Source organism: Photobacterium sp. (genome assembly GCF_057456235.1).
In genome coordinates this window covers 1-25,208 of sequence record NZ_JBVCPH010000023.1, presented here as the reverse complement: position 1 = coordinate 25,208, position 25,208 = coordinate 1, and the positions used below count along the sequence as shown (strand labels likewise).

Below are 25,208 nucleotides of genomic sequence, written 5' to 3'. Positions count from 1 at the left end.
CTGCTTATCTTTCAACATTGCAGCTGGTGACTATTTTTCTTTTTTTATATGTTGCAGTTCCACTACAATGGGACTGCAACATATTATTAAAAAGGAAGAAACAATGTCAGTGACTATCTACCACAACCCGCGTTGCTCAAAAAGCCGCCAAACTCTTGCGCTGATTGAAGAGCAAGGCATTGCCCCAGAAATTGTGAAATACCTTGATGACACACCAACGGCAGATGAGCTGAAAGGCTTATTCGCCAAGCTCGGTTATAGCTCTGTTCGTGACATGATGCGTATCAAAGAAGATACCTATAAAGAGCTTGCTCTGGGCGAAGACAGCGTCACAGATGATCAACTGTTTAACGCCATGGCGGCGAACCCTAAACTTATCGAACGCCCGATTGTGGTGAACGGTGACAAAGCCGCAATGGGCCGCCCTCCCGAGCAAGTACTGGACATTCTATAATGCTGAAAATCCTGGTGATCTACTACAGCCGTCACGGCAATACCCGTCAGTTAGCACGCCATATTGCGCGTGGTATTGAGCAGGTTGCTGGTTGTGAAGCCGTATTACGCACCGTGGCCGATATTGATCCCCAGGGGCAATTAGCGGGATCGTCACAAGCAGGCGACCCGATTGCCACTCACACCGATCTTCAGCAATGTGCCGGATTAGCACTAGGCAGCCCGGTTCATTTTGGCAATATGGCCGCACCTCTCAAGCACTTTATCGACAGTACCAGCGCCCAATGGCTTTCTGGTACATTAATTAGCAAACCGGCCTGCGTGTTCACCTCTTCGTCTTCGATGCATGGCGGACACGAGACGACCTTACAATCGATGCTTCTGCCCCTGCTCCACCACGGGATGCTGGTGGTAGGCCTGCCCTACTCAGAGCCTCTGCTGCATACCACCCGCCATGGCGGTACGCCTTATGGGGCGTCACATCTGAATGAGGGGCAAAGTAAACACATTCACCCTGACGAAGCAGCATTGGCACAAACCCTTGGAAAACGACTGGCATGGACAGCGCATAAGCTAAATGGATGATGACATGACAAAAATGAGCCCTAGAACACAAAATCTGCGGTATATCACTTTGATCGCTAACCTGTCCCTCATTCTGTGGGTGGGGTTATGGCAGACTATGATTTCGCCTCACCCTCACCTGAACAGCTATGTGATTGCGATCATGTGGGTATTACCGCTGCTGTTGCCTTTAAAGGGCATCCTTGAAGGAAAGCCCTACACTCATGCCTGGGCTAACTTCATTCTGATGTTCTATTTTCTTCACGCATTGACCATTTTATGGGTTGATGGTGGCGAGCGCTGGTTAGCTTGGGTGGAATTAGGCCTGGTATCCTGGGCTTTTGTCACCAATATCCTGTTTGCCCGTATTCGCGGCAAAGAATTAGGGACGGGATTAAAACGTCTCTCTCAGGTCGAAAAAGAAGAAAAAGAAGCCCACGGACAGAAGTAATCTCTTACAAAAAAAGGCGCCTGACGGCGCCTTTTTTAGAACGAACATTCCCCCTAGCAACACGACGGGGGGCGTCACCGGTCATATTATGGCTGCCAATAATAAGTCTCAATCTGACCGGTAGCTAGCTCCACCGTGGCACTAACGTCAACCATCCTCGGGTCGACTGGTGCCTCTGGTTCATTTTCTATCGCTTGGGGTTCAATTGGCTTGATCTGAGATTCAGTGCCTGCCATCGCTTCTTTCACAATCACTACACTGCCATCACCGAATTCAACGGCACTCTGCCCATCCGCAGGTTGCTGACTAATACGCCCATCTTGGCCCAACTCTCGACGGAAGGCATCTTCAGTACTGAGGAGGTTAACGTCAAATATGACGTTATCCCCCCGCAGTCGGCTAGCATTTACCGATGCCACAGACGTTAGGTTTGTCAACATTCTTTCCAGGGCAAAAAAATCTTCCGTCGTTTGCACATTGGCAAGCTGAATGGCGAAGTTACCCTCACTGCCCCCCCCTAATGGGACGGCATATTTGGCTGCCAGCCTATCTGCCACCTCATTAATCATCTCTGTGATCGCGATCGCAACCGATCCTGCCGCTTGACCTTCCGAAGGTGCCTGTTGAGAGCTGACCAGTTGTTCAGGTTTCTGGGTGAATAGCTGCCATGCCAGATCAACATCATCAGAACCTTTCTGACGGGCACGTACCACCAGCACTGCGTCAGGATGATAACGCATACTCGCGTCAGCAATCGGCTGAACAAAGCCTCCCCACAAGTCCGGGATATTAATCGCAGTCACATCATCGAAGTCACCTATTGGCATCATCAATGGCACACCACGCCTATCGGCAGCTTTTTTCATCTGCAATTCCAGAGAGTTGCCTGACTGATCCCACTGAATTTCACGCTCACGATTGGCATCTTCCACCATCCAGACCAGAATCGTTGGGCGCTGCTCACTCCATAATGTGGAATGAGCCTGGGTCAACAGGTTACGGATCTGACCGCTATTAAACGTCAGCTCTAAGGTCCGCTCACCGTTTAAGTTACCGTAACCAAATTGACTGATATAAGGGCTACTGTTCGCCATCGCTTTGCGAATAACGTCATTTTGGCCTACCGAGCTCTGCCCTGAGACTTTAATCAGAACCTGCTCAAGCCCCTTTTCACGAGCATGTTGCTCTGATTGCTTATCCGTGTCAGGCAAGACAACCTGCGCCTGATATAAATTAGTGACGGTTGCGGCTTTAAGCGGCAAGGCTAATAAAGCCAAAAATAAAAAAGCACAACGCAACATAATAAACTCTTTCATAACGTAGTTAGTCCCTGATCATAATGGGATCAGGCAATGTTCAGCAAGTGTAACTGTTTATTATTGCCCCTGATGATAAACATGGATGAACTTTCATTAAAAGATGAGGTATCAGGCAATTCCAGACAACGCCGCGATAAAGTGCGATTTGACTCACAAATTCCGCTAGTTAATCGTTTGCTTCCATGCTAGGATTGCGCGATTTTTTTTCAGACAGGATGGAATATACAATGATGCAGGTACTGCAAGGTGCACAAATGCTATTCGTCGCATTTGGTGCGTTGGTTCTGGTTCCGTTACTTACCGGGCTAGATCCTAGTGTCGCCCTATTTGGTGCGGGTATTGGTACTCTTCTTTTTCAAGTCATCACTAAACGTTCCGTCCCTATTTTTCTCGCTTCCTCTTTCGCATTCATCGCTCCAATCATGTACGGCGTCCAGACTTGGGGAATCGCTGGTACCATGGGTGGCCTGATGATGGCTGGCATCGTGTATGTGCTGATGGGAGCTATCATTAAAGTACGTGGCGTTGCGATTATCCATAAAATCCTGCCACCGGTTGTTGTTGGCCCGGTTATCATGGTCATTGGCTTAGGCTTAGCGCCTGCTGCAGTTAATATGGCCTTAGGTAAAAGTGGAGATGGCGGTATACAGCTAGTCAATAGTGATGCTTCGCTTTGGATTTCAAGCATTTCTCTGCTTGTGACTATTGCTCTCAGTGTATTTGCCAAAGGCTTCCTGAAGTTAGTTCCGATTATGGGGGGGATTGTTGCAGGTTACTGTGTGAGCCTGGGCTTTGGCGTTGTCGACTTTGCACCAGTTACTCAGGCAAGCTGGCTCTCGATACCAAACTTCACATTCCCTGAGTTCAACATTAACGCCGTGCTATTTATGATCCCTGTTGCGATTGCTCCAGCGGTAGAGCATGTAGGCGATATACTGGCGATTTCTAATGTAACCGGTAAAGACTATCTGAAAAAACCGGGCCTGCACCGCACGATGGCGGGTGACGGGATTGCCACCATCGCGGCCTCAATGTTTGGAGCACCGCCTAATACCACTTATTCTGAAGTCACTGGCGCTGTCATGCTAACCAAAGCCTTCAACCCCGTCATCATGACCTGGGCTGCTATAACGGCTCTGGTACTGGCATTTGTCGGCAAGTTAGGGGCAATGTTGCAAACTATTCCGGTACCGGTGATGGGCGGCATCATGATCCTGCTATTTGGATCCATTGCGACCGTTGGCCTCAATACACTCATCAGGAATCAGGTTGATCTGCACAAAGCACGCAACCTGGTTATCGTCGCGGTAACACTGGTCTTCGGTATTGGCGGCATGGCTTTCGGTATCGGCGAATTCAGCCTGCAGGGAGTAAGTCTGTGCGGTATCGTGGCAATTTTGCTAAACCTGATCCTGCCTGACGATCTGGGGGATAATCATGTTGTTGATAATGCTCAGATGGAAAACACCACAGAGAGTTAAATTGCCTAATTATTCAGATAATTAGTCGATTTCAGTTTATACCGATAATAAAAAAGCCGAACCTAGTTCGGCTTTTCTCTATCAAAACTTCTTGCTTACTTAGTACCGAAGATCTTATCGCCCGCATCGCCCAGACCTGGAACGATGTAGCCTTTGTCATTTAGCTTCTCATCAATAGCAGCTGTGTACAGCTCAACATCCGGATGTGCTTTTTCCAGTGCAGCAATACCTTCAGGCGCAGCAACAAGTACTAAGACTTTAAATTGCTTACAGCCTTGCTCTTTTAGCAGGTCCAGTGTTGCAATCATTGAACCGCCAGTCGCTAACATTGGATCGACAACCAAAGCAATACGCTCATCAATGTTTGATGCAAGCTTATTGAAATAAGGCACAGGCTCTAATGTTTCTTCATCACGGTAAATACCGACAACGCTGATACGTGCACTTGGTACATGCTCAAGAACACCGTCCATCATACCAAGACCGGCACGAAGAATAGGCACAACCGTGACTTTTTTACCTTTGAGCTGGTCAATTTCAACTGGACCATCCCAACCTTCAATGGTAACTTTTTCTGTTTCGAAGTCCGAAGTCGCTTCATACGTCAGTAGGCTGCCTACTTCCGTTGCTAACTCACGAAAACGCTTAGTGCTGATGTCGCCTTCGCGCATAAGACCAATCTTATGTTTAACCAGTGGGTGTTTAACCTCAACGACTTTCATTTCTGACTCCTAAGCAAACAAAATTTAAAAAAAATCGAATCATTATACACTAGACCATTAACCTTCTGATAGGGGAAAGGGTATCGTTTGCTCAGGAAACACCCAGCAAGATTTATTGACGCAAACGTTTCCCTTTCCGCCCTGACTGCTGTTATCATACCCCCGCTTTTTTACTTTAATACGTTGAGGGACCTCCTGTGAGCGGCAATAACTCTTCTCTTAGTTACAAAGATGCTGGTGTAGATATCGATGCAGGTAATGCATTAGTAGATCGTATTAAAGGGGTGGTAAAACGCACCCACCGTCCTGAGGTAATGGGCGGCATCGGTGGTTTCGGGGCGCTATGCTCGCTACCCACCAAGTATAAAGAGCCGGTCTTGGTATCAGGTACCGACGGCGTGGGCACGAAACTTCGTCTAGCGATGGATCTGAACAAGCATGACACGATCGGCATTGATCTCGTTGCGATGTGTGTCAACGACCTGATTGTTCAAGGTGGCGAACCTCTTTTCTTCCTTGATTATTATGCGACAGGCAAATTAGACGTTGATACCGCGGCCAGTGTTGTTGCCGGTATCGGTGAAGGTTGTATTCAGGCGGGCTGCGCCTTAATCGGCGGTGAAACGGCTGAAATGCCGGGCATGTACCACGGTGAAGATTACGACGTTGCGGGTTTCTGTGTCGGGGTGGTAGAGAAAGCTGACATCATCGACGGCTCTAAAGTGAAAGCCGGCGATGCGTTAATCGCGGTTGGCTCAAGTGGCCCGCACTCAAACGGCTATTCTCTCGTCCGTAAAATCATTGACGTGTCACAAGCGGATCTTAATCAGGATCTGGAAGGGAAATCACTCGCCGATCACCTGTTAACTCCAACCAAGATTTATGTGAAATCAACACTGAAAATGATGGAGTCCTGTGACGTTCACGCGATTTCTCATATCACTGGTGGTGGTTTCTGGGAGAACATTCCACGTGTACTTCCAAAAGGAACGAAAGCGGTGGTTGATGGCAACAGCTGGCAGTGGCCGGCAATTTTCAACTGGCTGCAAACTGCCGGCAACGTCGAAACCTATGAAATGTACCGTACTTTCAACTGTGGTGTTGGGCTAGTGATTGCCTTACCACAAGCCCAGGCAGTGCAAGCAATTGAAATTCTGAAAGCGGAAGGCGAAAATGCCTGGCTGCTCGGTGAAATTGCTACCGCTGACGCTGGCGAAGAGCAGGTGGAGATCAAGTAAGTCGATGAAAAACATCGTTGTCCTAATTTCTGGTAATGGTTCAAATCTTCAAGCCATCATTGATGCTTGTCAGAGTGGGACTATTGAAGACGCCAAAGTCGCGGCCGTGCTATCAAACAAAGCAGATGCTTATGGCCTTGAGCGCGCTCGCCAGGCAGGAATTGAAGCGGTGTCTCTTGCCGCAAGTGATTACGCTGATCGCGAAGCTTACGATAAGGCAATGGCAGAGCAAATCGATAGCTTCGAACCAGAACTTGTCATCTTGGCCGGGTTCATGCGTATCCTCAGTGATGAGTTTGTCCGTCACTATCAGGGCAAAATGCTTAATATCCACCCTTCTTTGTTGCCGAAATACACCGGTCTTCATACCCACCAGCGCGCTTTAGCCGCTGGTGATAAGGTGCATGGTACCAGTGTCCACTTTGTCACCGAAGAGTTAGATGGTGGCCCGGTGATCCTGCAAGCAAAAGTGCCTATTTTTGCTGAGGATACAGTTGATGAAGTAGCAGCCAGAGTACAGCAGCAAGAGCATCGTATTTATCCTTTAGTTGCGAACTGGTTCTTGCAAGATCGTTTAATCATGGAGAATGATGGCGCGGTTTTAGACCGCGAACCACTGCCTCCCCAAGGCTACGCAACCGACGAATAAACAAACGCGGCCATCTGGCCGCGTTTTTATTTGTTCGTCAAATTGTTCACACCCGACATTAACGATTACATCACAACGCCTTGAGCAGCAACATATCCGCCTACAGGGTCCGGTTATGCACGAGTTCACCAAAGTGAAACACGCTAAACTCCCCTTGCTGCATTTTATGCCAGCTCTCATTATTGGTGAGAGGCTGAGTTGCTATCACCGTAACCACATCATTAGGTGTTGTTTCCTTCTGGAAATCAATCGTGACATCTTCATCGATCAACGATGCCTGACCAAATGGGGCGCGGCGGGTGATCCAATACAAGTTGTTGGTACAGTAAGTCACCACACAGCTACCGTTGCTGAGCAACATGTTATACACACCAAGCTGGCGCAAGCGATCACAACACTCTGCGATATAGCCATATACAGGAGTTAAGTCATCGGGCAAATCTGGAAATTTTGCGTCTAACTGGTTTAGCAACCAACAAAAAGCAATTTCACTATCGGTATCCCCGACAGGTTTAAATCGTCCGGTATCAAGCGCTTCATAGCCTGTTAACTGACCATTATGGGCAAAAGTCCAGTAATGCCCCCATAACTCCCGGGTAAACGGATGGGTATTTTCTAAACTGACGCCCCCGCGATTGGCCTGCCGGATATGGCTGACCACTGCGCAGCTTTTGATCGGGTATCCCTGTACTAACTCAGCAATACGAGATTGATAGCTCGGATTAGGGTCTTTAAATGTTCTGAACCCTTTACCTTCATAGAAGACGATTCCCCAGCCATCACGATGAGGCCCGGTTTTTCCGCCACGCTGCATCAGGCCGGTAAAACTAAAACAGATATCTGTTGGCACATTTGCGCTCATGCCAAGCAATTCACACATATCTCTTATGCCTCTCTTCTTAAATAGCGGCTCGATTTAACAACTATACCGCCATTTCCTTTTCCACCAGCATGATCAAAATATGGATAATTTTAATATGCACTTCCTGGATACGATCGGCAAAACCAAAGTGCGGAACACGGATTTCCACATCGGCCAAACCCGCCATCTTGCCACCGTCCTTCCCCGTCAGCGCAATCACCTTCATGCCTTTTGCATGGGCGGCTTCAATCGCTTTAAGGATATTGGCAGAGTTACCTGAGGTAGACAGACCAAACAGCACATCCCCCTGAGATCCAACAGCTTCAAGATAACGAGAGAATACGTGTTCATAACCAAAGTCATTACTGACACATGACAAATGACTGGGATCCGAAATCGCAATCCCCGGATAACCAGGACGATCCTCTCGGTAACGGCCTGTCAGTTCTTCCGCAAAATGCATCGCATCACAGTGAGAACCACCGTTTCCGCATGATAATACTTTACCACCCTGCTTAAATGAATCAGCCAGTAGCTTTGCTGCCGCTTCAATATCCGCAACATTTTTTTCGTCGTTCAAAAAGCGGTTTAACACTTCGGCAGCTTCGCTTAACTCTGCACGAATCATATCTTGATACATAGGCTTATCTCTGATTATTCATTAAATAGATTTTTCAGGGTACATCGCACACCTGAATTGCTATACGCCTGTATCTGCAGTGTACAAAGAAACGGTCGAGGGTGTCGACTCCTGAGAGGGCACATTGTGATGGTTTATTGCCAAATGTTCACGTAATGACGGAGCAGAAGCATAAAGGGTAATATTATCTGCCGCCAAAACGCCCGCATTGGCCAGCTTAGTCTTAACATGCGGGGCCACTCCCAATAAGTACACCGGATAATGACGAAGACGATCTAATGCATTTTCAAATGCATGAATCGCCGTAATATCAATGGTAGAAACATCCGCGAAATCCAATACAACGGCACGCGTATCAACCAATGAGCTATCAATCACTGAAAACGCTTTTTCACTCGCCGCAAAAAAGAGAGGACCGTTAATATCGTAAACCACCACATCAGAACCAAAATCCAGGTGTTCATGCTGATCACCGACCACGGTAACGGTGGTCAGGCTGGCAATACGCTGGATAAACAATACCCCGGCTAACAACAGCCCCACCACCACAGCAATCACCATGTCAAACACCACGGTCAACGTGAAACAAGTTAACAATACTGCGACATCACGACGAGGTGCCACTTTCAGAGTATGCACAAAGTGCGGGGCTTCTGACATATTCCAGGCCACCATGATCAACAGGCCAGCTAGCGCACTCATTGGCACATAAGATAACATTGGCGCCAGAGAAATCATTGCCGCCAGCACGAAAAGGGCATGAATAATAGCGGAAACCGGAGAGAAGGCGCCGGAACGGATATTGGTTGCGGTACGGGCAATAGCAGCCGTTGCCGGAATACCGCCGAAAAAAGGCACAACAATATTTGCCAAACCCTGGCCTACCAGCTCTGCATTGGGGTTGTGCTTCTTACCCGTCATACCATCGGCAACAACGGCACAGAGCAGAGACTCAATGCAGCCTAACATCGCGATAGTAAAAGCCGCTGGCAGCAACTCGACGACCAGCGACCAATTCACACTGTCGTTGTGCCATAACACACTAAATTGGGGCAATACCTGAGGGATCCCCTGACCAATCAAATCTCCGATCTGATAATGGAATTTTTCACCCAGTAATCCGACGTGGGAGGCTCCGAAATGGTTCATCAGTAGAGCCAGCAATGTACCGATTACCAAAGCAACAACATGTGGCGGAATACGGGTCTTTAATTTACTCCAAGCTATAAATACGGTGATGGTGATCAGGCCAACAGTCGTATCGGCAAAGTCCACGCTGGGTAACGCGCTGGCATAAGCCATCACTTTTTCCGGAAAGTGAATGGGATTTCCAGCCACCGATAACCCCAGCAGATCTTTTAATTGCAAAAACGCAATAACCAGACCGATACCGGCAGTAAAGCCCGTTGTCACCGGATAAGGAACATAAGCCACCAGCTGACCGAGACGTAAAATCCCCATTAGAACCAGGATCACACCCGACATTAACGTCGCCAGCATTAAACCGCTCAGACCATATTGCTGGGTAATGGGTAGCAAGATCACCACAAATGCCGCCGTCGGGCCTGTGATGTTAAATCGAGAACCACCGAATAGTGCCGCGAGCAAACCCGCCACGATAACGGTATATAGACCATGTTGAGGTGGCACACCAACGGCGATAGCCAAAGCCATGCCAAGAGGAATAGCAACAATCCCGACCGTCACACCCGCAACGATATCAGAACGAAATTTAGAGAAGGAATAACCATCCTTCCACGCTTGTGATAAAGCATGAAATAGCAACACGACAAACCCCTTTATACCAAACGAGATAAATATCTGCTCAATTCAGAACGTTGCCAGTGGCCAGAGAACAACCCAAATTGATGAAGATATAGTTGCTCTACATCGAAAAAATTTGGGGCCGGAATCAGGCCGCTGGCACGTTCCCGAAGGGCGAGTTTAAATTGCTCAGCCACTGCGTTGCTTGACTTTGATGGATGTGAATACATCTACAATCAAGCGCCTTGTCACTGAGCAATTTAATTCTCGCTGAATGGCCAAATACTTATCCCGTTTGGTATTACGTACACAAAAAAAACAGGAATAGCTGTCAACCCGAAAGAGGGATCCGGCGGGCATGTGTCAGTCGGAGATCGGGAAAGGCAACATATAACAGAATACTGCCCACTACAGCCAGACGAAAGTCGATAGCCGTGATTAACGTGAACAACATCACAATATGCTCCTATATTAATAGGCTGGATTATTTTCGCAAGTACAAAAAAGCAACTCACTGATTTTTGATCAACCCTCGTTTTATCAAGGGATAACAAACCACAGACACGTAACACCTCACCTCAAATCGAAAAAATTATTTTACATTTCATTAAAAAAACAATTACACTTGTTGTTAGTGGTAAGACCTCTTACCTTGCATAAAATGTACCCAACACAATAAATGTATATTCATTGAAAGTATTCTGTAACAGGTCAACCCACAGCTATTTTGTGCCATAACAGTGAAGGCGGCGATTTTTCCGTGTGACATTTATCAAGATAAATGAACACATCCTCTGCAGCTTAAAGAACAAGCAGTACTGGACGAAATAGCGCTGAGGTGAGACGTTACGCCCCGATAAGGAGAATCACCATGGTAACACTCATGTACCTGCTAGGATTTATAGGTATAACTGGCATACTCGCCTACCATAGAGCAAGTCTGAGAACCTTTACTCTTGCTTTGGCTGTGGTACTTGCCATCGGCTCTGTACTTGATGTGATTGGTCAATACAGCTGGCTGGTGTACTTCATCATTGCCGTGCCAATCAATATATTCTCCTTTCGCAAAAGTTTCCTCAGCCGACCCGCTTTAAAACTGTTTAAAGGTGTGATGCCTGAAATGTCCCGCACCGAAAAAGAGGCCATTGATGCGGGAACGGTCTGGTGGGAAGCCGATCTGTTCCGTGGTAATCCTGACTGGAACAAACTGCATGACATCCCGGCACCGCGCCTGAGTGCAGAAGAAAAAGCCTTTCTAGAAGGGCCCGTTACCGAAGTCTGCCGTATGGTTAACGACTTTCAGGTCACCCATGAACTGGCCGATCTACCTCCTGAAGTCTGGCAGTATCTGAAAGATCATAAATTCTTCGCGATGATCATCGATAAACAATACGGTGGACTGGCGTTTTCTGCCTATGCGCAATCCCTTGTGTTACAAAAACTGACCGGGGTTTCTGCCGTACTGTCATCGACAGTCGGTGTACCGAACTCATTAGGCCCCGGCGAACTGCTACAGCACTATGGTACTCAAAGTCAAAAAAACCATTACCTGCCTCGCCTCGCGGAAGGGAAGGAGATCCCATGTTTTGCCCTGACCAGCCCCGAAGCGGGTTCCGACGCCGGCTCGATTTCTGATTTCGGTATCGTGAAAAAAGGGATCTGGCAAGGCGAGGAAGTGCTCGGCATGGAACTGACCTGGAATAAGCGTTACATCACCTTAGCGCCTGTCGCGACAGTGTTGGGGCTGGCATTTAAGCTCTTCGACCCGGACCATCTGCTTAGCGATGAAGAAGAACCCGGCATTACTTGTGCTTTGATCCCGACCGAAATCGAAGGCGTTGAAATCGGCCGACGCCACTTCCCTCTGAATGTGCCTTTCCAGAATGGTCCAACTAAGGGTAATAAAGTCTTCGTACCGATAGACTTCATCATTGGTGGCCAAGAAATGGCGGGCCAGGGGTGGCGTATGCTGGTTGAGTGCCTGTCTGTCGGCCGCGGTATTACCTTGCCGTCAAACTCTACCGGGGGTATCAAAACAGCGGCAATGGCAACCGGTGCCTATGCCCGTATTCGTCGCCAGTTCAAACTGCCGATAGGTAAAATGGAAGGGATTGAAGAACCGCTTGCACGCCTTACCGGTAATGCTTATGTCCTGGATGCTGCTAGTAACCTCACTGTCGCGGGTATCGATTTAGGTGAAAAACCATCGGTGATCTCAGCCATTGTCAAATATCACTGTACGCATCGTAGTCAACGCAGTGTTATTGATGCAATGGATATCGTCGGGGGTAAAGGGATCTGTATAGGGCCAAGTAATTTCCTGGCTCGTAGTTATCAGGGGGCGCCCATTGCCATTACCGTTGAAGGCGCGAATATCCTGACCCGATCAATGATCATCTTTGGTCAGGGTGCCATCCGCTGCCATCCATATGTCTTGGACGAAATGAATGCAGCCTACAATGACAATCAGGAGCAGGCATTAACTGATTTTGATAAAGCGATGTTTGGTCATATTGGTTTTGTGATAAGCAACATGGTTCGCTCGTTCTGGCTGGGCTTGACAGATGGCCGAGGCTCTGTTGCACCACGCAAAGATCCAACAGTCCGTTACTATCAGCAAATGAATCGCTACAGTGCTAACCTTGCCTTACTGGCCGATATTTCAATGGCCGTATTGGGTGGTTCACTTAAACGAAAAGAACGTCTGTCTGCTCGCTTGGGAGATGTGTTAAGTCAGCTTTATCTGTCCTCGGCGACGCTAAAACGTTTTGCTGATGACGGCTGTCAACAAGAAGATCTTCCACTTGTTCACTGGGGGCTGCAAGATTCCCTGCATCAGACAGAAGAGGCTCTGGATCAATTCCTGGCTAACTTCCCGAACCGCTTTATTGCGGGCATGCTGCGGGCCGTTATTTTCCCGCTGGGGCAGAGACGAGCAAAACCCAGTGACAAGCTTGATCATACGGTGGCTCGTATTATCCAGACTCCTTGCGATACACGTAGCCGAATTGGTCAAGGCCAATTCCTTGAAGCAACAGAAAATAATGCCGTCGGTATGATTGAGCTGGCTCTGAAAGACATTCTGGCTGCTGAGCCTATCTATGATCGTGTCTGCCAGGCCGCAGGTAAAAAACTGCCGTTTATGCAGCTTGATAAGGTGGCGGCGACCGGTTTAGAGCTTAACGCCATCAATGAGGAAGAGGCTGACCTGCTACGTAAAGCGGAAGAAGGTCGATTACGTACAATCAATGTCGATGACTTCGCCTCGGAAGAGCTTGCTGCCAAACCTTACCGCGCTGTCGAAAACAATATCGGTAATGCCGCGTAGCCCTAATAAGCCTGACACGAGGGAAAGCTAAATACTTCAATGCCGCTGACTTAAGGTTAGCGGCATCTTTCCCTACATTTTAACTGCCTCTTCTAAAAAGGGCCGACGGTATACCCGAGTGGGACGACCGACTTTTCCATGTGCGAGGAAGGCAATCAGATCGCCATCTTCTACCGCTTTATCTAAATATCGGCGAGCAGTACTTTTACTGATACCAAACTCAGCGGCGATGCTGTTTGATGTATGTTCGATATGTGCATGGCCAAAGTGCTCAATGATCTGTTTTAAGGTATAAGCATCTGTAGATGCATTAGATTTTATTGGTGATTTACTGGCGTTAAACAAGCGGTCGAGTTCATTTTGCCGAAAATGCTTTGACGATTTCACATGGTGTTTAAGATCCCACAATCGCCCTAAACTTTCACTCAGGCGGCTATAATCCAAAGGTTTAACCAAATAATCAAATGCGCCATATCGGTGCGCTTTTTGCACCGTTTCAGAATCATTGGCAGCCGTGATCAAAATGCACTCTGGATAATTGGGACGGTTCAACAGCTCTAAGACCAACTCGACCCCCAATCCATCCGGTAAATAGTTATCAACGATCACCAAATCCGGCACGACAGCCTCTACAAATTCTCTGGCTTCAGCAAGATTCCCTGCAACACCAAGTACTTTGAAGCGGCTGTCTTTATTGACAAAATAACTATTAAGCGCCGCTATATCTTTGTCGTCTTCAACAATCAAAACCTTCAGCATTGTTCGTCCTTGGGAAAGTAAACGGTAAAGGATGTTTCCTCGGTATCGCTATCTAGCTCCAAGTGGCCCCCGCCCTCTTCAACAATGGCCTGAACCAGATGCAAGCCAATACCATGCTCTTCATAATTCGGTTTGCTGGTATAGCCCAGCTGGCATAGCACATCGAGACTTAAGTTAATTACCGGGCCATTATTGGTAACAGACAATACCCGCTCGGTTGCATTTTCCCACAATGCGATCTCAACAGCAGGCTCGTCTGCATCAAGCAACGCATCAAGGCTGTTATCTATCAAGTTACCCACCAGCGAACAAAGCTGCTCTTCCGTTATCGCGCTTGGGCAGCCCCCCCATCCCTTAATAATCTGGGTCGTAAAAATTACGCCTTGTTCATTCGCTTTGCATAACTTTGATATCAGCAGCCCTGAAAGCTGGGGCAGCGCATCAAGATCTCTGACACCATCGAGTTGGGATTGATTAGCCCGAGACTGCGCCAATGTCATCGCCAGCGCATTCTCATACATCCCCATCTGCAACAGCCCCGCTATGCTTGAAAGCTTATTCTGGTATTCATGGCGGGTAACGCGCAAGCTATCAAGATAGCGATCGACCTGGCTGAGCTTATTAGAAAGCACCTGCATTTCCTGCTGTGTTCTAAAGCTAAAAACCGCACTTACCGGCTCATTCAGTTCACCACTAATGGTGACACGGGTAACAACGAGGTTTCGCCCGTTCACCCTGAGCATTTTGTCAATAAAATCATTGCCACTTAACGTAAACAGGTTAGCGTCCTTAACGATGTCAGTGATCGGCATGTTCGCCGTGTACGGAGATTCTTTTAACAGCAGGGATTTTGCCGAGTCATTGATCAAATACACTTCGCCGTGCTGATTAATGGCAATCAGTCCTTCATGAGCCGCTTCCAGCACCCCTTGGTTGGTATCTAGAGCCTGTCTAAGCTGCCATGGCTCCATATGCTGCATCTGATGGCGAACATAGTCAGAAAAACGCCACGCGACCAACCCCGAAAATAGCACTGCAAAGGCGCCAAAGAACAACAGCGGAGAGATAATTTCCGCGCCCCAGCCCGCAAGAGTATTCTTAAGGTAGCCCACTTTGATCATACCGACAACCATACCGGAATCGCTGATAATAGGCGCAATATAACGGATAGATGGCCCTAGTGAGCCAGTTCCTTGAGAAAGGTAAGACTCACCTTGTTCAAGGGCACGAAGAATATCGCCCCCCATCACAGGAAGACCAATGCGATCAACAACCGGGTGTGCCATACGGATACCGGCATGATCACTTACCGTTATAAAATCGGCGTCACTGACAGTTTGAACGCTTGATACTATCGTCTGTACACTGCTCGGATCGTTCCCCGCCACCGCGTTAATCAGACTGGGTAGGCGGGATAGCTGCAATGTCTGAACCTGCGCCCGTAGTGCGATTTGCTCGTTCAGCACCCGATTTAAGCGATAGGCGCTTATCCCCCACCAACTGACCGCACTGAATGCAAACACGCCACACAACAGCAGGGTGAGTTGTTTTGTAAAGGAGTGCGGTATAAGCCAAAAATTCATAACAAGCTTCTTTTAAAAAGGCCATAAAGGCAGGATAAGGGAAACGGCACAATTTTCGCAGGCTGCATGGCTGGAAGTTTGGCCCCGCTCTCTCCGGTGAATTTTATGACTTTTATGGTATCAAAAATGCTTATCTCACGTCAGTTACACCCTTAATCCGCGCTCCACTTCAAAGTCGTAATTCACTGCCGTTGTTCTTATCCAAAATTGATTTATCGCAGTTTCTACGCGTGTACAAACGCTATGTTGAGGGCAAATCACGGAGGTATTTATGATTACAGCAACCAACACTCGTTTACTTATCCTATTACTGTTCGGCACCGGTCTCTGGTTTTTCCCGGGGCCGGAAGCGCTAACCACACAGGCTTGGCAGATGATGACGATCTTCGTCGTCACCGTACTCAGCCTGATACTTGCCCCCCTGCCACTGGGCGCGATGGCACTGCTTGGCCTCACCGCCGCAACCCTACTTGATGTGCTGCCGATTAGAACGGCCCTGACGGGTTTCGCTCACCCAACCATTTGGATGATAGCGGCAGCATTTTTCATTTCACGAGGCTTTATCAGTACCGGTTTTGGCCGTCGTGTGGGTTACTGGTTTATTTCTAAGCTCGGCCATAGTTCGCTGGGTCTGGCTTATGGCTTGGTGTTAACCGATTTACTGTTCGCACCGGCAACGCCGAGCACAACAGCACGATGCGGCGGAATTATCTCTCCGCTGTTCCGTTCAGTCGCCAACGCATATGATTCTGATCCAGAAAAAGGCACTGAAAACAAAATTGGCGCATTCCTCGTTCAATGTATTTTCCAGTGTAACGCCATTACTTGTGCCATGTTCCTGACCTCAATGGCCGGTAACCCGTTGGCCGCTAATTTTGCCAGCGAACAAGGTGTCGAAATCACTTGGGCGGGCTGGGCGATTGCAGCGATTGTTCCGGGTTTGATTTGTCTTTTCCTTATTCCGCTGGCGATGTACATTTTCTTCCCGCCGGAGCTTAAAAAGACACCGGAAATGCGCGCGATTGCCAAGCAGAAGCTGGTAGACATGGGCAAAATGAGCCGCGATGAAATGATGGTCTGTGTGACTTTTATCGGCATGATCTCACTTTGGGTTCTCGGTCCTACGCTGGGAATTCACTCAACGGTTACAGCGCTGTTAGGTCTGGTCTTTTTACTGTTTACCCGCACCATCACATGGGATGCCGTTCTCAGCGAGAAAGAAGCATGGCACACCATTACTTGGTTTGCGGTATTGGTGATGATGGCCTCACAGCTCAATAAGCTGGGCTTTATCAGTTGGTTCGGTGATTTTATTGGGCAGTCTTTGTCTGGGTATGGCTGGGTGACCACGTTGGTTATATTGCTGCTGGTTTACTATTACAGCCATTATCTGATGGCTAGTGCCATGGCGCACATCAGCGCAATGTATTCCGCATTTCTGGCCATCGCAATCGCTGCTGGTGCTCCCCCTATGCTGGCTGCGATTGTTCTGGGTATTTTCAGTAACTTGTATATGTCGACTACGCACTACTCTTCCGGGCCCGCTCCGATACTGTTCGGTGCAGGATTCCACCCGCTACAGCAATGGTGGAAGATCGGATTTGTATTCTCCCTCATCGTATTGCCAGTGTTCTTCTTTATTGGCGGCGCATGGTGGAAACTACTCGGTATGTGGTAAGTACCGCTCTTTCCCTTTCTATATTGAGGCGTTAACCAGAATAACGTAACAACAAGAAACTCAGTGTCTTTATCCACTCATACCGCTCGCTTAACCGCGAGCGGTTCTTCTTCGAGCAGAATAACAAGTCGCGATATAGAGCATTTGCCTTAAGATCGGATGACCGTCTCAATAAGCTTGTTAAATGCATTCTGATAGAAACAAATCAAAGGGAGCTTCAACTTGGGATCACTAACAATTCTTCAGCTAACGCTTTTTTAACCTGACGCTTACGCCAGAGAAAGCCCCCGATAATAACCAAAAAAATCACGATCAAATTGCTTCCCAGTACAATATTCAGGGCCTTAGAACGTGCCGCCTCCAGCTCTTCTTCCTTACGCTTTTGCTCTTCAGCTTGAGCTTTTGCTTCTTGCTGAGAGCGGAAAACCTCCAGGTTCTTATCAAGCTGTAATTCAGCCACTACTGCAAAATTGTTTTTCGGTAATTTAAAAATTAATTCCCGCCCATTAAGGATATCAGTCGCATATAACCAACCTGACCAGCTATAGCGTCCCGGTGTTTTTCCATGGGGGATAGGCACTCGCAAATCTTTTTCATCAGCCAGCGCATGCCCCTGATGGATCGTAACGCGTCCTTCCGGATCCACCTGTTCAATATGAGCAGCAAACGATCCAGGCACTAATGTGCCTTCTTCTCCGGTTACGGCGACCTCGTGAGATTCATTGCGGTCTCGTCCCTGGATAAAACTAACTGACAGTGGTGGCGGGTAAACTAAGACTTCTTGCTCGACCGTACGCAGGAAAATCCCGTTGCTGGATGTTATCTTTACCCTGTATTTGCCGGGCAGGATCTCGACTGGCAGGGCGACGGTAAAAATACCATCTCCAGGTTCTTCATCAAGCCCTAAGCCATCATCGGTAAATTCACCAAGCTTAATCGGGTCGGGCAATGCTTCCTTCGGTAATAATTCTGCATTTTCAACATATTCGTACAAAACCACAGTCAGTCTAATGCGATCAAGAAAATCTCTTAACGTCAGTAACTTTCCATCTTGCTTCAGCCGAGCGGTAAATTTAAGGGTTTCAGACTGATATAGTCTGGAAGGCAAATCGTCGATTTCCAGTTTCAAGTTCGATAACACTTTCACCTGGTTGTTCGGTGTTATCTTGCCAACGGCTTGCCAGGGACCCGGCATTGGGTTTTCAATAGAAATAATATCCATCTCAGGCTCTTCATGCCATGAGACATTATCCGGATGACGCCAGGGGTAATATTTAGTGCCATCAGGGCGCACAAGTACCACAGCGCGACTCTGCTTTTCTCTTTGCACCATAAATGAGACTTGATCCACCGTGGGATCGACTCGAAAACGGTTATCCAGCCACGACATTGCGGTACTCTCTTGGGCAAAAGAGAGTACCGGTAATAATATTACCAGTAGTAATAACCGCTGCAGCATAGATCCCCTACTGACGCCACAGGACGTCACCTTTTTTGCTAATAATATCTAAACGCGATTCATGCGCTTGTATCTCATCGGCAGAGGCATGAATGATCTTTAATGATTTTCGTCCTGAAGCAAGACGTTTGATCCCACTTTCTGTACCAGCATCACTTTCTTCACTCCCGGCATTCAACGCTAACGACGTTTGCCCACCCGTCATTAACAGGTAAACATCGGCTAGGATCTCGGCATCGAGTAAGGCGCCGTGGAGTGTACGATGTGAGTTATCGATACCATAACGTGAGCAAAGCACATCGAGGTTGTTACGTTTACCCGGGAAGATTTTCTTCGCCATCGCCAGGGTATCGGTAACTTTACAGAAATCCTCCGTTTTACCTATTGAACGATTGAGTTTTCGGAATTCATAATCCATAAAGCCCACATCGAAGGGAGCGTTATGGGCGACTAACTCTGCACCACGAATAAATTCCAGAAATTCATCATGAACGTCTTTATAAGCGGGTTTATCTTCCAGAAACTCATCGGTAATACCATGGACACCAACCGCTTCATCTTCAATGGTGCGATCAGGTTTGATATAAACGTGGAAGGTGTTTCCCGTCAATTTACGGTTGATAATTTCAACCGCGCCAATTTCAATAATACGATGGCCTTCGTAATGAGGGCCGGTCATATTCATACCCGTGGTTTCGGTATCGAGTACAATAATTCGTTCGTTAGTAGCTTTCATAGTAGCGATCATGTCAGACTCAAGTTTTCCCTAAAACGAATACTACCAAATATGACGAAGCAGGTAGAGATTTTCACCGATGGTTCTTGTTTAGGTAACCCCGGCCCCGGTGGTTACGGTACGGTTTTACGTTATAAACAACATGAAAAAGAACTCAATGCGGGCTTTTTCATGACAACAAATAACAGAATGGAATTACTGGCGGCCATTGTTGGTTTATCCAGTTTAAAAGAAGCGTGTAAAGTTGACCTGACAACTGACAGTCAGTATGTCCGTCAGGGGATCACCCAGTGGATCCATAACTGGAAAAAACGGAACTGGCAGACAGCTGCTAAGCAGCCGGTTAAAAATGCCGATCTCTGGCAACGCCTGGATCAAGAAACTCAGCGTCATATCGAAGTTAACTGGCATTGGGTAAAAGGTCACGCTGGTCATGCCGAAAATGAACGCTGCGATGAACTGGCGCGCAGCGCGGCTGAGTCCCCGACCCACGATGATACCGGTTATCAAGCCGACTCCTGACCCAGCGGTTAGTCAGGTGAACGCTGGCTAACTTTTCACTTTTTGACTGACCTTAGTATGGCAATTGACCCCCATCGGGGCTAACTGACGGCGTAATTTCCAGCGGGGTTTAATCGGTCTTAATGGGAACGTACGCTTGCGGGCGACGATAAAATACATACTCCCAATCACGGAAAGTGGATCCGCTACCATATTTTCGACCCAGGCCGCACAAGCCCGGTGTTTCGTTGCCGGCAAAACCGCAAAGTCATCCTGATAAACCACCTCATAATTCAACACCCCTAGCCAATCTTTTATCCGCATCGGCATAAACATCCTTCCGGACCAGGGATATTTTTTACGGTTCCATGGCAACAATCCTTTTAGGCCAAGAATGCTGACCGGGTTAAAACCACTGATCACCATATAGCCGTCATCAACCGTCACTCGGTCTACTTCTCGCAGCAAACGGTGAGGATCAGGGCAATAATCAAGTTGATGTGCAATGAGGCAAGCATCAAATGATTTTTCGATAAAAGGCAGTTCAAAAGGCTCGGCAATCAAATTATGCAGTGGATTGTACTTATCAACACATACCTGATGCTGGATGTTACAATGGCCACTCGCCAACTCACAGCTTAGACCACCCAGTTTCAACATATGATAGCCAAACAGCTTCGGACACCATTCATCGAGTTGTGCCTGAAGCAAGTCAGCGGCCCATTCACCATTTGTTATTTGTGACCAGGTGTTAGGTGCTTCAATATGTTTTAATGTGCGTGCTGGCTTCATAAGTTATTGCTCAACACCTTCAAAGGCTGGAGACGAAATATATGTTAACTGTTCAAAGCATACCCGCATTTAATGATAATTACATCTGGCTGATTCACAGTCCGGATAATCATTGCGTTGTTGTCGATCCTGGAGATGCAACTCCGGTGATCAAGGTATTAGAAGAGCAACAACTCACTCTTGAGGCAATATTAATTACTCACCATCATCATGATCATATTGGTGGCATTAGCGAACTAAAACGCCGTTATCCGCAGATCAATATTGTCGGCCCGGCAGCTGAACCTGTTCCCGGGATTTCCCAATCGGTTGAAGATGGCGATCAGGTCGAGCTATTTGGCGAGCGTTTTATGGTGCTTGGCGTTCCAGGCCATACGTTAGGACATATTGCTTACGTAGGCGATGGTAAACTCTTTTGTGGCGATACTCTCTTTTCAGCGGGTTGCGGACGCCTTTTTGAAGGTAATCCGGCTCAGATGTTCAGCTCACTGCAGAAAATTGCCGCCCTGCCGGATGAAACCGAAGTTTACTGTGCCCACGAGTATACGAGCAGTAACTTATCTTTCGCGCTAGTTGCAGAGCAAGACAACCCTCACCTTCAGCGTTACAGAGAGGTGGTCAGTCGCGCGCGTGCACAGGGGATCAGCACCATTCCATCAACACTGGGGCAAGAAAAGTTGATCAATCCGTTTTTGCGCTGCGATCAGCCAAGTATCAAAAAATCTGTTGCGAATAAAGCATTTGACGATAGTGATCTGGAGACATTTGCCGCACTGAGAAGATGGAAGGACGAATTTTGACACAGGTCTCTTGTAACCAAGGTGGCAGGACAAGTATTATCATCAACCATTTTGGCTGTAGGCAGGTGTCATGAAGTCACGAATTTTATTAGCGAGTGCGCTATTACTGGCTGGTTGCCAAATAACGAATACCGTAGAAGAGCAAGCAAGTACCAATAAAAATGAAACGCTAACTCAGACGCAAGTAACAGGAAAATCTGTTCTGGATGTGGATGATAAGCCTATTATAAAAGAAGAAAAAAGACTGACGCCTCAGGAACAAGATGATGTTTGGCAACGGCTCAGTATGCAAATCACAACTGATATCCCAAACAACAAGCAGGTTCAGGATTATCGTAACTGGTATTTGAAGCACCCCGCGCATCTGAACACCGTATCTAAGCGTGCCGAACCCTTTCTTTATTACATCACTGAAGAAGTCGAAAAACGCGGATTCCCTCTCGAGCTCGCTTTATTGCCGATTGTTGAAAGCTCTTTTGACCAATTTGCCTACTCCCATGGCCGAGCTGCTGGTTTATGGCAAATTACGCCACCAACAGGCCGCAGCTTTGGTCTCGAACAAAACTGGTGGTATGACGGTCGCCGTGATGTCGTTGAATCAACTCGCGCCGCACTGGATTTATTGGAATACCTTAATCGTAAATTTGACGGCAACTGGCAACATGCGTTAGCCGCGTATAACACTGGCGAAGGGCGGGTATTCAGAGCCATCCGGAAAAACAAAGCAGCCGGTAAACCAACCGATTTCTGGTCACTGGACTTACCGAAAGAAACCAGCGGTTATGTCCCCAAACTCTATGCTGTGGCAGATGTCATCAGAAATCAAAAAGCGTATGGTATAGAGATCCCTAACATTGCCAATAAACCAGCAGTGAAGCTCGTTGAGCCAGGAATCCAGATGGACTTGGCCATGGCGGCACAATATGCCAGTATGAAACTGTCTGAACTGCAAAGCCTGAATCCGGCCTATAACCAGTGGGCTACCGCACCAGATGGTCCGAACCATTTACTCCTGCCGACCAACAAAGTGGATACTTTCAATATTCAGCTGGCTAACAGTGGCCATCAGGGAATGAATGTGATCCGTTATCAGGTGAAGCCCGGTGATAGTTTAAGCGTACTGGCGGCCAAACATAAAACGACAGTGAAGCAAATCCAACGAGCCAACAAAATAACCGGAACCAGTATTCGAACCGGTAAACATATCCTGATCCCTGTGGCGATGAAAGACAGTGACGGATTTCCATCGGCATACCAAGCGCAACAAGTACGCAGCCAGAAAAGTCACGGTAGCGGCTACCGAACCGTGTATCACATTAAATCAGGTGACAGCCTATGGACCATCGCCCGCAGTCAGAAAGTGACTATCGACCAGCTAACAAAGTGGAATGGCCTTTCTAAAAATCAATCTCTTCATATCGGTCAGAAACTCAACATTTGGAAAACAAGCGGCAATGGCGGGGTCATTCGTACGGTATATTATGAAATTCGTCAGGGTGATAATCTCAGTAAAATTGCTCAACGTTATAAAGTGAAAGTTTCTGATGTAGTAAAATGGAATAACATCAGTTCCAGCAAGTATTTAAAACCCGGACAAAAGCTGAAATTGTACATTGATGTAACCAAGGTAAGCGTATGACACCGTCAAAAAACCCATTAATCGCTTTATGGGATCTGTTCCGATCACCCATTGACTGCTTTGCTGCAATACACGAACGCCCTAAGTGGGCAATTCTCCCATTCTTAGTCATTCTCTTAGGCTCTTTTATCCTTTGGGGAACATACTTTGATCACGTCAATATGGCATGGCTACAGCAGGAATTAACAGTCCAGCTATCAAATGTTGATCAAGACGTTCAGAAAGCCTGGCTGACTAAAGAGGTTTTACTCGCGGGAGAAGTATTCAGTGATATTTTAGGCCGAACAGCGTGCATTTTTGTTCTGGCCCTTTGGTTAAATTTAGCGACCAAAGCAAACCGCTATCAACACGGCTTCGGTAAATGGCTTGCTGCATCATGTTTTATTATGCTGCCCGCAATCATCGGTGATGTTGCCAGTTATACTAATATCATGTTTAACCCAAGTGATATCTTACCTAATGCCGCTGACCTCAATAGTTTGAACGGATTATTAAAACTGCCTCTCAACCATCCATGGTCACCGTTTGCCACCACAATACCTCTATTAGCACCTTGGTACATCGCCCTGACCTATGCGGCAGTCGGAGCCTGGACAGACTTTGACCGTGCTAAGGCTATTATCATTGCCATCCTGCCCTGGATACTCACTTTGATTCTCTGGCCGGTAATGATTTTTACAGCCTGAATGTGGCTATAATTGGGTTATGATCAGAGGCTTCCGTTTTGGGCGCCTCTGCTTCCATTAACCTCAAGCCTCTGTAATACAGATGATCAAGCGGTTTGCCCAGTACCGTACTTCGCTGATCGATATTCAGCACTACGGCTTTTAACTGCAAACCTTCCGCAAAATCTCTGACGACATCTATTCGTCCTTGCCTCCAACTATTAAAGTCACCCGCTAAGATTACCGGTCCTTGATGTTTAGCCAGTACTCTACCAAGGCGGTCCATTTGTGCCTTATACTCCTCCAGCCCTAACGCAAAATTCAAACCATGCAAGTTAACGACAGCCAGTACCTGACCATTCGAAAGAGAAAAGCGCGCCAATAACGCCGATTTGGGTAACCTCAGCCAAGGTTCCATAGCAAGATAAGCACATGTTTCAATGGCTTCGACAGACGACAAGTTCATAACACCGGCAGACGTATTAAAGAATTTAAAGGCATTCGCCATTGTCACTTGCCAGTGTGATGTATCTAAATAGTCCTTTAATGCCGTAGTTAAACTCGCTTCTTGCAATAAGACCAGTTCGCTATCTGCCGTAAACAACTCCAGCGCCTGGCGCCAATTTTCTCGCTGCTGTTTGTAGATATTCCAGACAGAAACAGTCAGCGCACCATCCTGATCTAAAGGCTGGTCGGAAGTTCCATCAATACAATGATAGGAATAAGTGGGAGTCGTAATATCTGCCGTTACTTCCGGCGCCCTGGCAACATCAAATGACCAGGAAATAAACCCCAATCCAATGCCTGTTACAAGGGTACAAACACCCAAAAAAACCGTAATCCCGCGCTTCATCTCGATTATTTCCGACTGTTATAGGTATAAACACACTGATATCAGAAATCATACCACTGTCGTGATAGAAGAGCTGGATAAGTTGGGAAAGGAATATACTAAAAAGCCTCAGCATTTCTGCTGAGGCTTTCTAAAATGACAGGGGTGGAGAGATTCGAGCTCCCAACACGCGCTATTTTTGGTACAGGGGGAATCCGCTGCTCTGCCAGTTCGAGTAACAAACGTAAAAAAGCCCCAGCATTTCTGCTGAGGCTTTCTAAAATGGCAGGGGT

The 25,208-nt window shown here is 47.5% G+C and carries 24 protein-coding genes; 12 read left to right on the top strand and 12 right to left on the bottom strand.

Annotation, left to right across the window (positions count from 1 at the left end):
- Window positions 1-103: 103 nt before the first annotated feature.
- The 3 genes from arsC to AC2204_RS19220 are packed head-to-tail and all read left to right on the top strand — an operon-like array spanning window position 104 to window position 1,468.
- Entirely contained in the window at window positions 104-454 is a 351-nt protein-coding gene (arsC, locus tag AC2204_RS19230; RefSeq protein WP_318927468.1) for an arsenate reductase (glutaredoxin), read from the top strand.
- Window positions 454-1,038 (top strand): NAD(P)H:quinone oxidoreductase, encoded by a 585-nt coding sequence (gene wrbA, locus AC2204_RS19225; RefSeq protein ID WP_318927466.1) that lies wholly within the window; start codon window positions 454-456, stop codon window positions 1,036-1,038. The genes arsC and wrbA overlap by 1 nt, the downstream gene beginning before the upstream one ends.
- Window positions 1,031-1,468: a DUF2069 domain-containing protein gene (locus AC2204_RS19220; RefSeq protein ID WP_413466725.1), complete on the top strand. Its 438-nt coding sequence runs from the start codon at window positions 1,031-1,033 to the stop codon at window positions 1,466-1,468. The genes wrbA and AC2204_RS19220 overlap by 8 nt, the downstream gene beginning before the upstream one ends.
- Before the next feature lie 86 nt (window positions 1,469-1,554).
- On the opposite strand, the gene AC2204_RS19215 is transcribed toward AC2204_RS19220, so the two are convergent.
- Window positions 1,555-2,784: a DUF2066 domain-containing protein gene (locus AC2204_RS19215; protein WP_318927464.1), complete on the bottom strand. Its 1,230-nt coding sequence runs from the start codon at window positions 2,782-2,784 to the stop codon at window positions 1,555-1,557.
- A 230-nt stretch (window positions 2,785-3,014) separates the two neighbouring features.
- Between AC2204_RS19215 and AC2204_RS19210 the strand changes: the two genes are divergently transcribed.
- Window positions 3,015-4,268, top strand: coding sequence for a uracil-xanthine permease family protein (locus AC2204_RS19210; protein WP_318927463.1), 1,254 nt, complete (start codon window positions 3,015-3,017; stop codon window positions 4,266-4,268).
- 95 nt (window positions 4,269-4,363) lie between these two features.
- On the opposite strand, the gene upp is transcribed toward AC2204_RS19210, so the two are convergent.
- Complete coding sequence (gene upp / locus AC2204_RS19205) at window positions 4,364-4,990, bottom strand: uracil phosphoribosyltransferase (protein WP_318927462.1); 627 nt, start codon at window positions 4,988-4,990, stop codon at window positions 4,364-4,366.
- A 197-nt stretch (window positions 4,991-5,187) separates the two neighbouring features.
- Here upp and purM point away from each other — a divergent pair, with 197 nt between their 5' ends.
- Entirely contained in the window at window positions 5,188-6,228 is a 1,041-nt protein-coding gene (gene purM / locus AC2204_RS19200) for a phosphoribosylformylglycinamidine cyclo-ligase (RefSeq protein WP_318927461.1), read from the top strand.
- A gap of 4 nt (window positions 6,229-6,232) precedes the next feature.
- Window positions 6,233-6,877, top strand: a complete 645-nt coding sequence (gene purN, locus AC2204_RS19195) for a phosphoribosylglycinamide formyltransferase (RefSeq protein ID WP_318927460.1) — start codon at window positions 6,233-6,235, stop codon at window positions 6,875-6,877.
- Window positions 6,878-6,977: 100 nt separating this feature from the next.
- Here the strand turns inward: purN and AC2204_RS19190 are convergent, their stop codons facing one another.
- The 4 genes from AC2204_RS19190 to AC2204_RS19175 form a co-directional block, all read right to left on the bottom strand.
- Window positions 6,978-7,757, bottom strand: coding sequence for a class II glutamine amidotransferase (locus AC2204_RS19190; protein WP_318927458.1), 780 nt, complete (start codon window positions 7,755-7,757; stop codon window positions 6,978-6,980).
- Between the two features lie 43 nt (window positions 7,758-7,800).
- A complete protein-coding gene (gene lpcA / locus AC2204_RS19185; RefSeq protein WP_318927457.1) occupies window positions 7,801-8,379 on the bottom strand; it encodes a D-sedoheptulose 7-phosphate isomerase in 579 nt (192 codons plus the stop codon).
- A gap of 60 nt (window positions 8,380-8,439) precedes the next feature.
- Window positions 8,440-10,167, bottom strand: coding sequence for a C4-dicarboxylic acid transporter DauA (dauA, locus tag AC2204_RS19180; protein ID WP_318927456.1), 1,728 nt, complete (start codon window positions 10,165-10,167; stop codon window positions 8,440-8,442).
- A 307-nt stretch (window positions 10,168-10,474) separates the two neighbouring features.
- On the bottom strand, window positions 10,475-10,600 hold the full coding sequence (locus AC2204_RS19175; protein WP_318927455.1) for a hypothetical protein: 126 nt from the start codon (window positions 10,598-10,600) through the stop codon (window positions 10,475-10,477).
- A gap of 414 nt (window positions 10,601-11,014) precedes the next feature.
- Between AC2204_RS19175 and fadE the strand changes: the two genes are divergently transcribed.
- Entirely contained in the window at window positions 11,015-13,471 is a 2,457-nt protein-coding gene (gene fadE / locus AC2204_RS19170; protein WP_318927453.1) for an acyl-CoA dehydrogenase FadE, read from the top strand.
- 72 nt (window positions 13,472-13,543) lie between these two features.
- On the opposite strand, the gene AC2204_RS19165 is transcribed toward fadE, so the two are convergent.
- Together AC2204_RS19165 and AC2204_RS19160 are read right to left on the bottom strand one after the other, a co-directional pair.
- The gene (locus AC2204_RS19165) at window positions 13,544-14,230 is read right to left on the bottom strand and encodes a response regulator (protein ID WP_318927452.1); all 687 of its coding nucleotides are present in this window, start codon (window positions 14,228-14,230) and stop codon (window positions 13,544-13,546) included.
- Complete coding sequence (locus AC2204_RS19160; RefSeq protein WP_318927450.1) at window positions 14,224-15,813, bottom strand: sensor histidine kinase; 1,590 nt, start codon at window positions 15,811-15,813, stop codon at window positions 14,224-14,226. The genes AC2204_RS19165 and AC2204_RS19160 overlap by 7 nt, the downstream gene beginning before the upstream one ends.
- A gap of 271 nt (window positions 15,814-16,084) precedes the next feature.
- On the opposite strand from AC2204_RS19160, the gene AC2204_RS19155 reads away from it, so the two are divergent.
- Complete coding sequence (locus AC2204_RS19155) at window positions 16,085-17,491, top strand: DASS family sodium-coupled anion symporter (RefSeq protein WP_318927449.1); 1,407 nt, start codon at window positions 16,085-16,087, stop codon at window positions 17,489-17,491.
- A gap of 217 nt (window positions 17,492-17,708) precedes the next feature.
- Here AC2204_RS19155 and AC2204_RS19150 read toward each other — a convergent pair whose 3' ends face one another.
- Both AC2204_RS19150 and dnaQ read right to left on the bottom strand, forming a co-directional pair.
- The gene (locus AC2204_RS19150) at window positions 17,709-18,950 is read right to left on the bottom strand and encodes a TIGR03503 family protein (RefSeq protein WP_318927448.1); all 1,242 of its coding nucleotides are present in this window, start codon (window positions 18,948-18,950) and stop codon (window positions 17,709-17,711) included.
- 7 nt (window positions 18,951-18,957) lie between these two features.
- Entirely contained in the window at window positions 18,958-19,686 is a 729-nt protein-coding gene (dnaQ, locus tag AC2204_RS19145) for a DNA polymerase III subunit epsilon (RefSeq protein ID WP_318927447.1), read from the bottom strand.
- Between the two features lie 51 nt (window positions 19,687-19,737).
- Here dnaQ and rnhA point away from each other — a divergent pair, with 51 nt between their 5' ends.
- Complete coding sequence (rnhA, locus tag AC2204_RS19140; RefSeq protein WP_318927446.1) at window positions 19,738-20,208, top strand: ribonuclease HI; 471 nt, start codon at window positions 19,738-19,740, stop codon at window positions 20,206-20,208.
- Between the two features lie 27 nt (window positions 20,209-20,235).
- Here the strand turns inward: rnhA and AC2204_RS19135 are convergent, their stop codons facing one another.
- Window positions 20,236-20,979, bottom strand: coding sequence for a methyltransferase domain-containing protein (locus AC2204_RS19135; protein ID WP_318927445.1), 744 nt, complete (start codon window positions 20,977-20,979; stop codon window positions 20,236-20,238).
- Window positions 20,980-21,020: 41 nt separating this feature from the next.
- On the opposite strand from AC2204_RS19135, the gene gloB reads away from it, so the two are divergent.
- The 3 genes from gloB to AC2204_RS19120 all read left to right on the top strand — a co-directional run bounded on the left by gloB (window position 21,021) and on the right by AC2204_RS19120 (window position 24,104).
- On the top strand, window positions 21,021-21,779 hold the full coding sequence (gene gloB, locus AC2204_RS19130) for a hydroxyacylglutathione hydrolase (RefSeq protein WP_318927444.1): 759 nt from the start codon (window positions 21,021-21,023) through the stop codon (window positions 21,777-21,779).
- 70 nt (window positions 21,780-21,849) lie between these two features.
- A complete protein-coding gene (locus AC2204_RS19125) occupies window positions 21,850-23,418 on the top strand; it encodes a lytic transglycosylase (RefSeq protein ID WP_318927443.1) in 1,569 nt (522 codons plus the stop codon).
- Window positions 23,415-24,104, top strand: coding sequence for a Yip1 family protein (locus AC2204_RS19120; RefSeq protein WP_318927441.1), 690 nt, complete (start codon window positions 23,415-23,417; stop codon window positions 24,102-24,104). The genes AC2204_RS19125 and AC2204_RS19120 overlap by 4 nt, the downstream gene beginning before the upstream one ends.
- On the opposite strand, the gene AC2204_RS19115 is transcribed toward AC2204_RS19120, so the two are convergent.
- On the bottom strand, window positions 24,094-24,936 hold the full coding sequence (locus AC2204_RS19115) for an endonuclease/exonuclease/phosphatase family protein (RefSeq protein WP_318927439.1): 843 nt from the start codon (window positions 24,934-24,936) through the stop codon (window positions 24,094-24,096). The two genes, AC2204_RS19120 and AC2204_RS19115, sit on opposite strands and share 11 nt — an antisense overlap.
- Between the last annotated feature and the right edge of the window lie 272 nt (window positions 24,937-25,208).

Excerpts from the sequence above, each read along its gene's own strand:
- arsC (WP_318927468.1), top strand. The coding sequence starts at position 104 with ATGTCAGTGACTATCTACCACAACCCGCGTTGCTCAAAAAGCCGCCAA.
- wrbA (WP_318927466.1), top strand. The coding sequence starts at position 454 with ATGCTGAAAATCCTGGTGATCTACTACAGCCGTCACGGCAATACCCGT.
- AC2204_RS19220 (WP_413466725.1), top strand. The coding sequence starts at position 1,031 with ATGGATGATGACATGACAAAAATGAGCCCTAGAACACAAAATCTGCGG.
- AC2204_RS19215 (WP_318927464.1), bottom strand. The coding sequence starts at position 2,784 with ATGAAAGAGTTTATTATGTTGCGTTGTGCTTTTTTATTTTTGGCTTTA.
- AC2204_RS19210 (WP_318927463.1), top strand. The coding sequence starts at position 3,015 with ATGATGCAGGTACTGCAAGGTGCACAAATGCTATTCGTCGCATTTGGT.
- upp (WP_318927462.1), bottom strand. The coding sequence starts at position 4,990 with ATGAAAGTCGTTGAGGTTAAACACCCACTGGTTAAACATAAGATTGGT.
- purN (WP_318927460.1), top strand. The coding sequence starts at position 6,233 with ATGAAAAACATCGTTGTCCTAATTTCTGGTAATGGTTCAAATCTTCAA.
- AC2204_RS19190 (WP_318927458.1), bottom strand. The coding sequence starts at position 7,757 with ATGTGTGAATTGCTTGGCATGAGCGCAAATGTGCCAACAGATATCTGT.
- lpcA (WP_318927457.1), bottom strand. The coding sequence starts at position 8,379 with ATGTATCAAGATATGATTCGTGCAGAGTTAAGCGAAGCTGCCGAAGTG.
- fadE (WP_318927453.1), top strand. The coding sequence starts at position 11,015 with ATGGTAACACTCATGTACCTGCTAGGATTTATAGGTATAACTGGCATA.
- AC2204_RS19165 (WP_318927452.1), bottom strand. The coding sequence starts at position 14,230 with ATGCTGAAGGTTTTGATTGTTGAAGACGACAAAGATATAGCGGCGCTT.
- AC2204_RS19160 (WP_318927450.1), bottom strand. The coding sequence starts at position 15,813 with ATGAATTTTTGGCTTATACCGCACTCCTTTACAAAACAACTCACCCTG.
- AC2204_RS19155 (WP_318927449.1), top strand. The coding sequence starts at position 16,085 with ATGATTACAGCAACCAACACTCGTTTACTTATCCTATTACTGTTCGGC.
- AC2204_RS19150 (WP_318927448.1), bottom strand. The coding sequence starts at position 18,950 with ATGCTGCAGCGGTTATTACTACTGGTAATATTATTACCGGTACTCTCT.
- dnaQ (WP_318927447.1), bottom strand. The coding sequence starts at position 19,686 with ATGAAAGCTACTAACGAACGAATTATTGTACTCGATACCGAAACCACG.
- rnhA (WP_318927446.1), top strand. The coding sequence starts at position 19,738 with ATGACGAAGCAGGTAGAGATTTTCACCGATGGTTCTTGTTTAGGTAAC.
- AC2204_RS19135 (WP_318927445.1), bottom strand. The coding sequence starts at position 20,979 with ATGAAGCCAGCACGCACATTAAAACATATTGAAGCACCTAACACCTGG.
- gloB (WP_318927444.1), top strand. The coding sequence starts at position 21,021 with ATGTTAACTGTTCAAAGCATACCCGCATTTAATGATAATTACATCTGG.
- AC2204_RS19125 (WP_318927443.1), top strand. The coding sequence starts at position 21,850 with ATGAAGTCACGAATTTTATTAGCGAGTGCGCTATTACTGGCTGGTTGC.
- AC2204_RS19120 (WP_318927441.1), top strand. The coding sequence starts at position 23,415 with ATGACACCGTCAAAAAACCCATTAATCGCTTTATGGGATCTGTTCCGA.
- AC2204_RS19115 (WP_318927439.1), bottom strand. The coding sequence starts at position 24,936 with ATGAAGCGCGGGATTACGGTTTTTTTGGGTGTTTGTACCCTTGTAACA.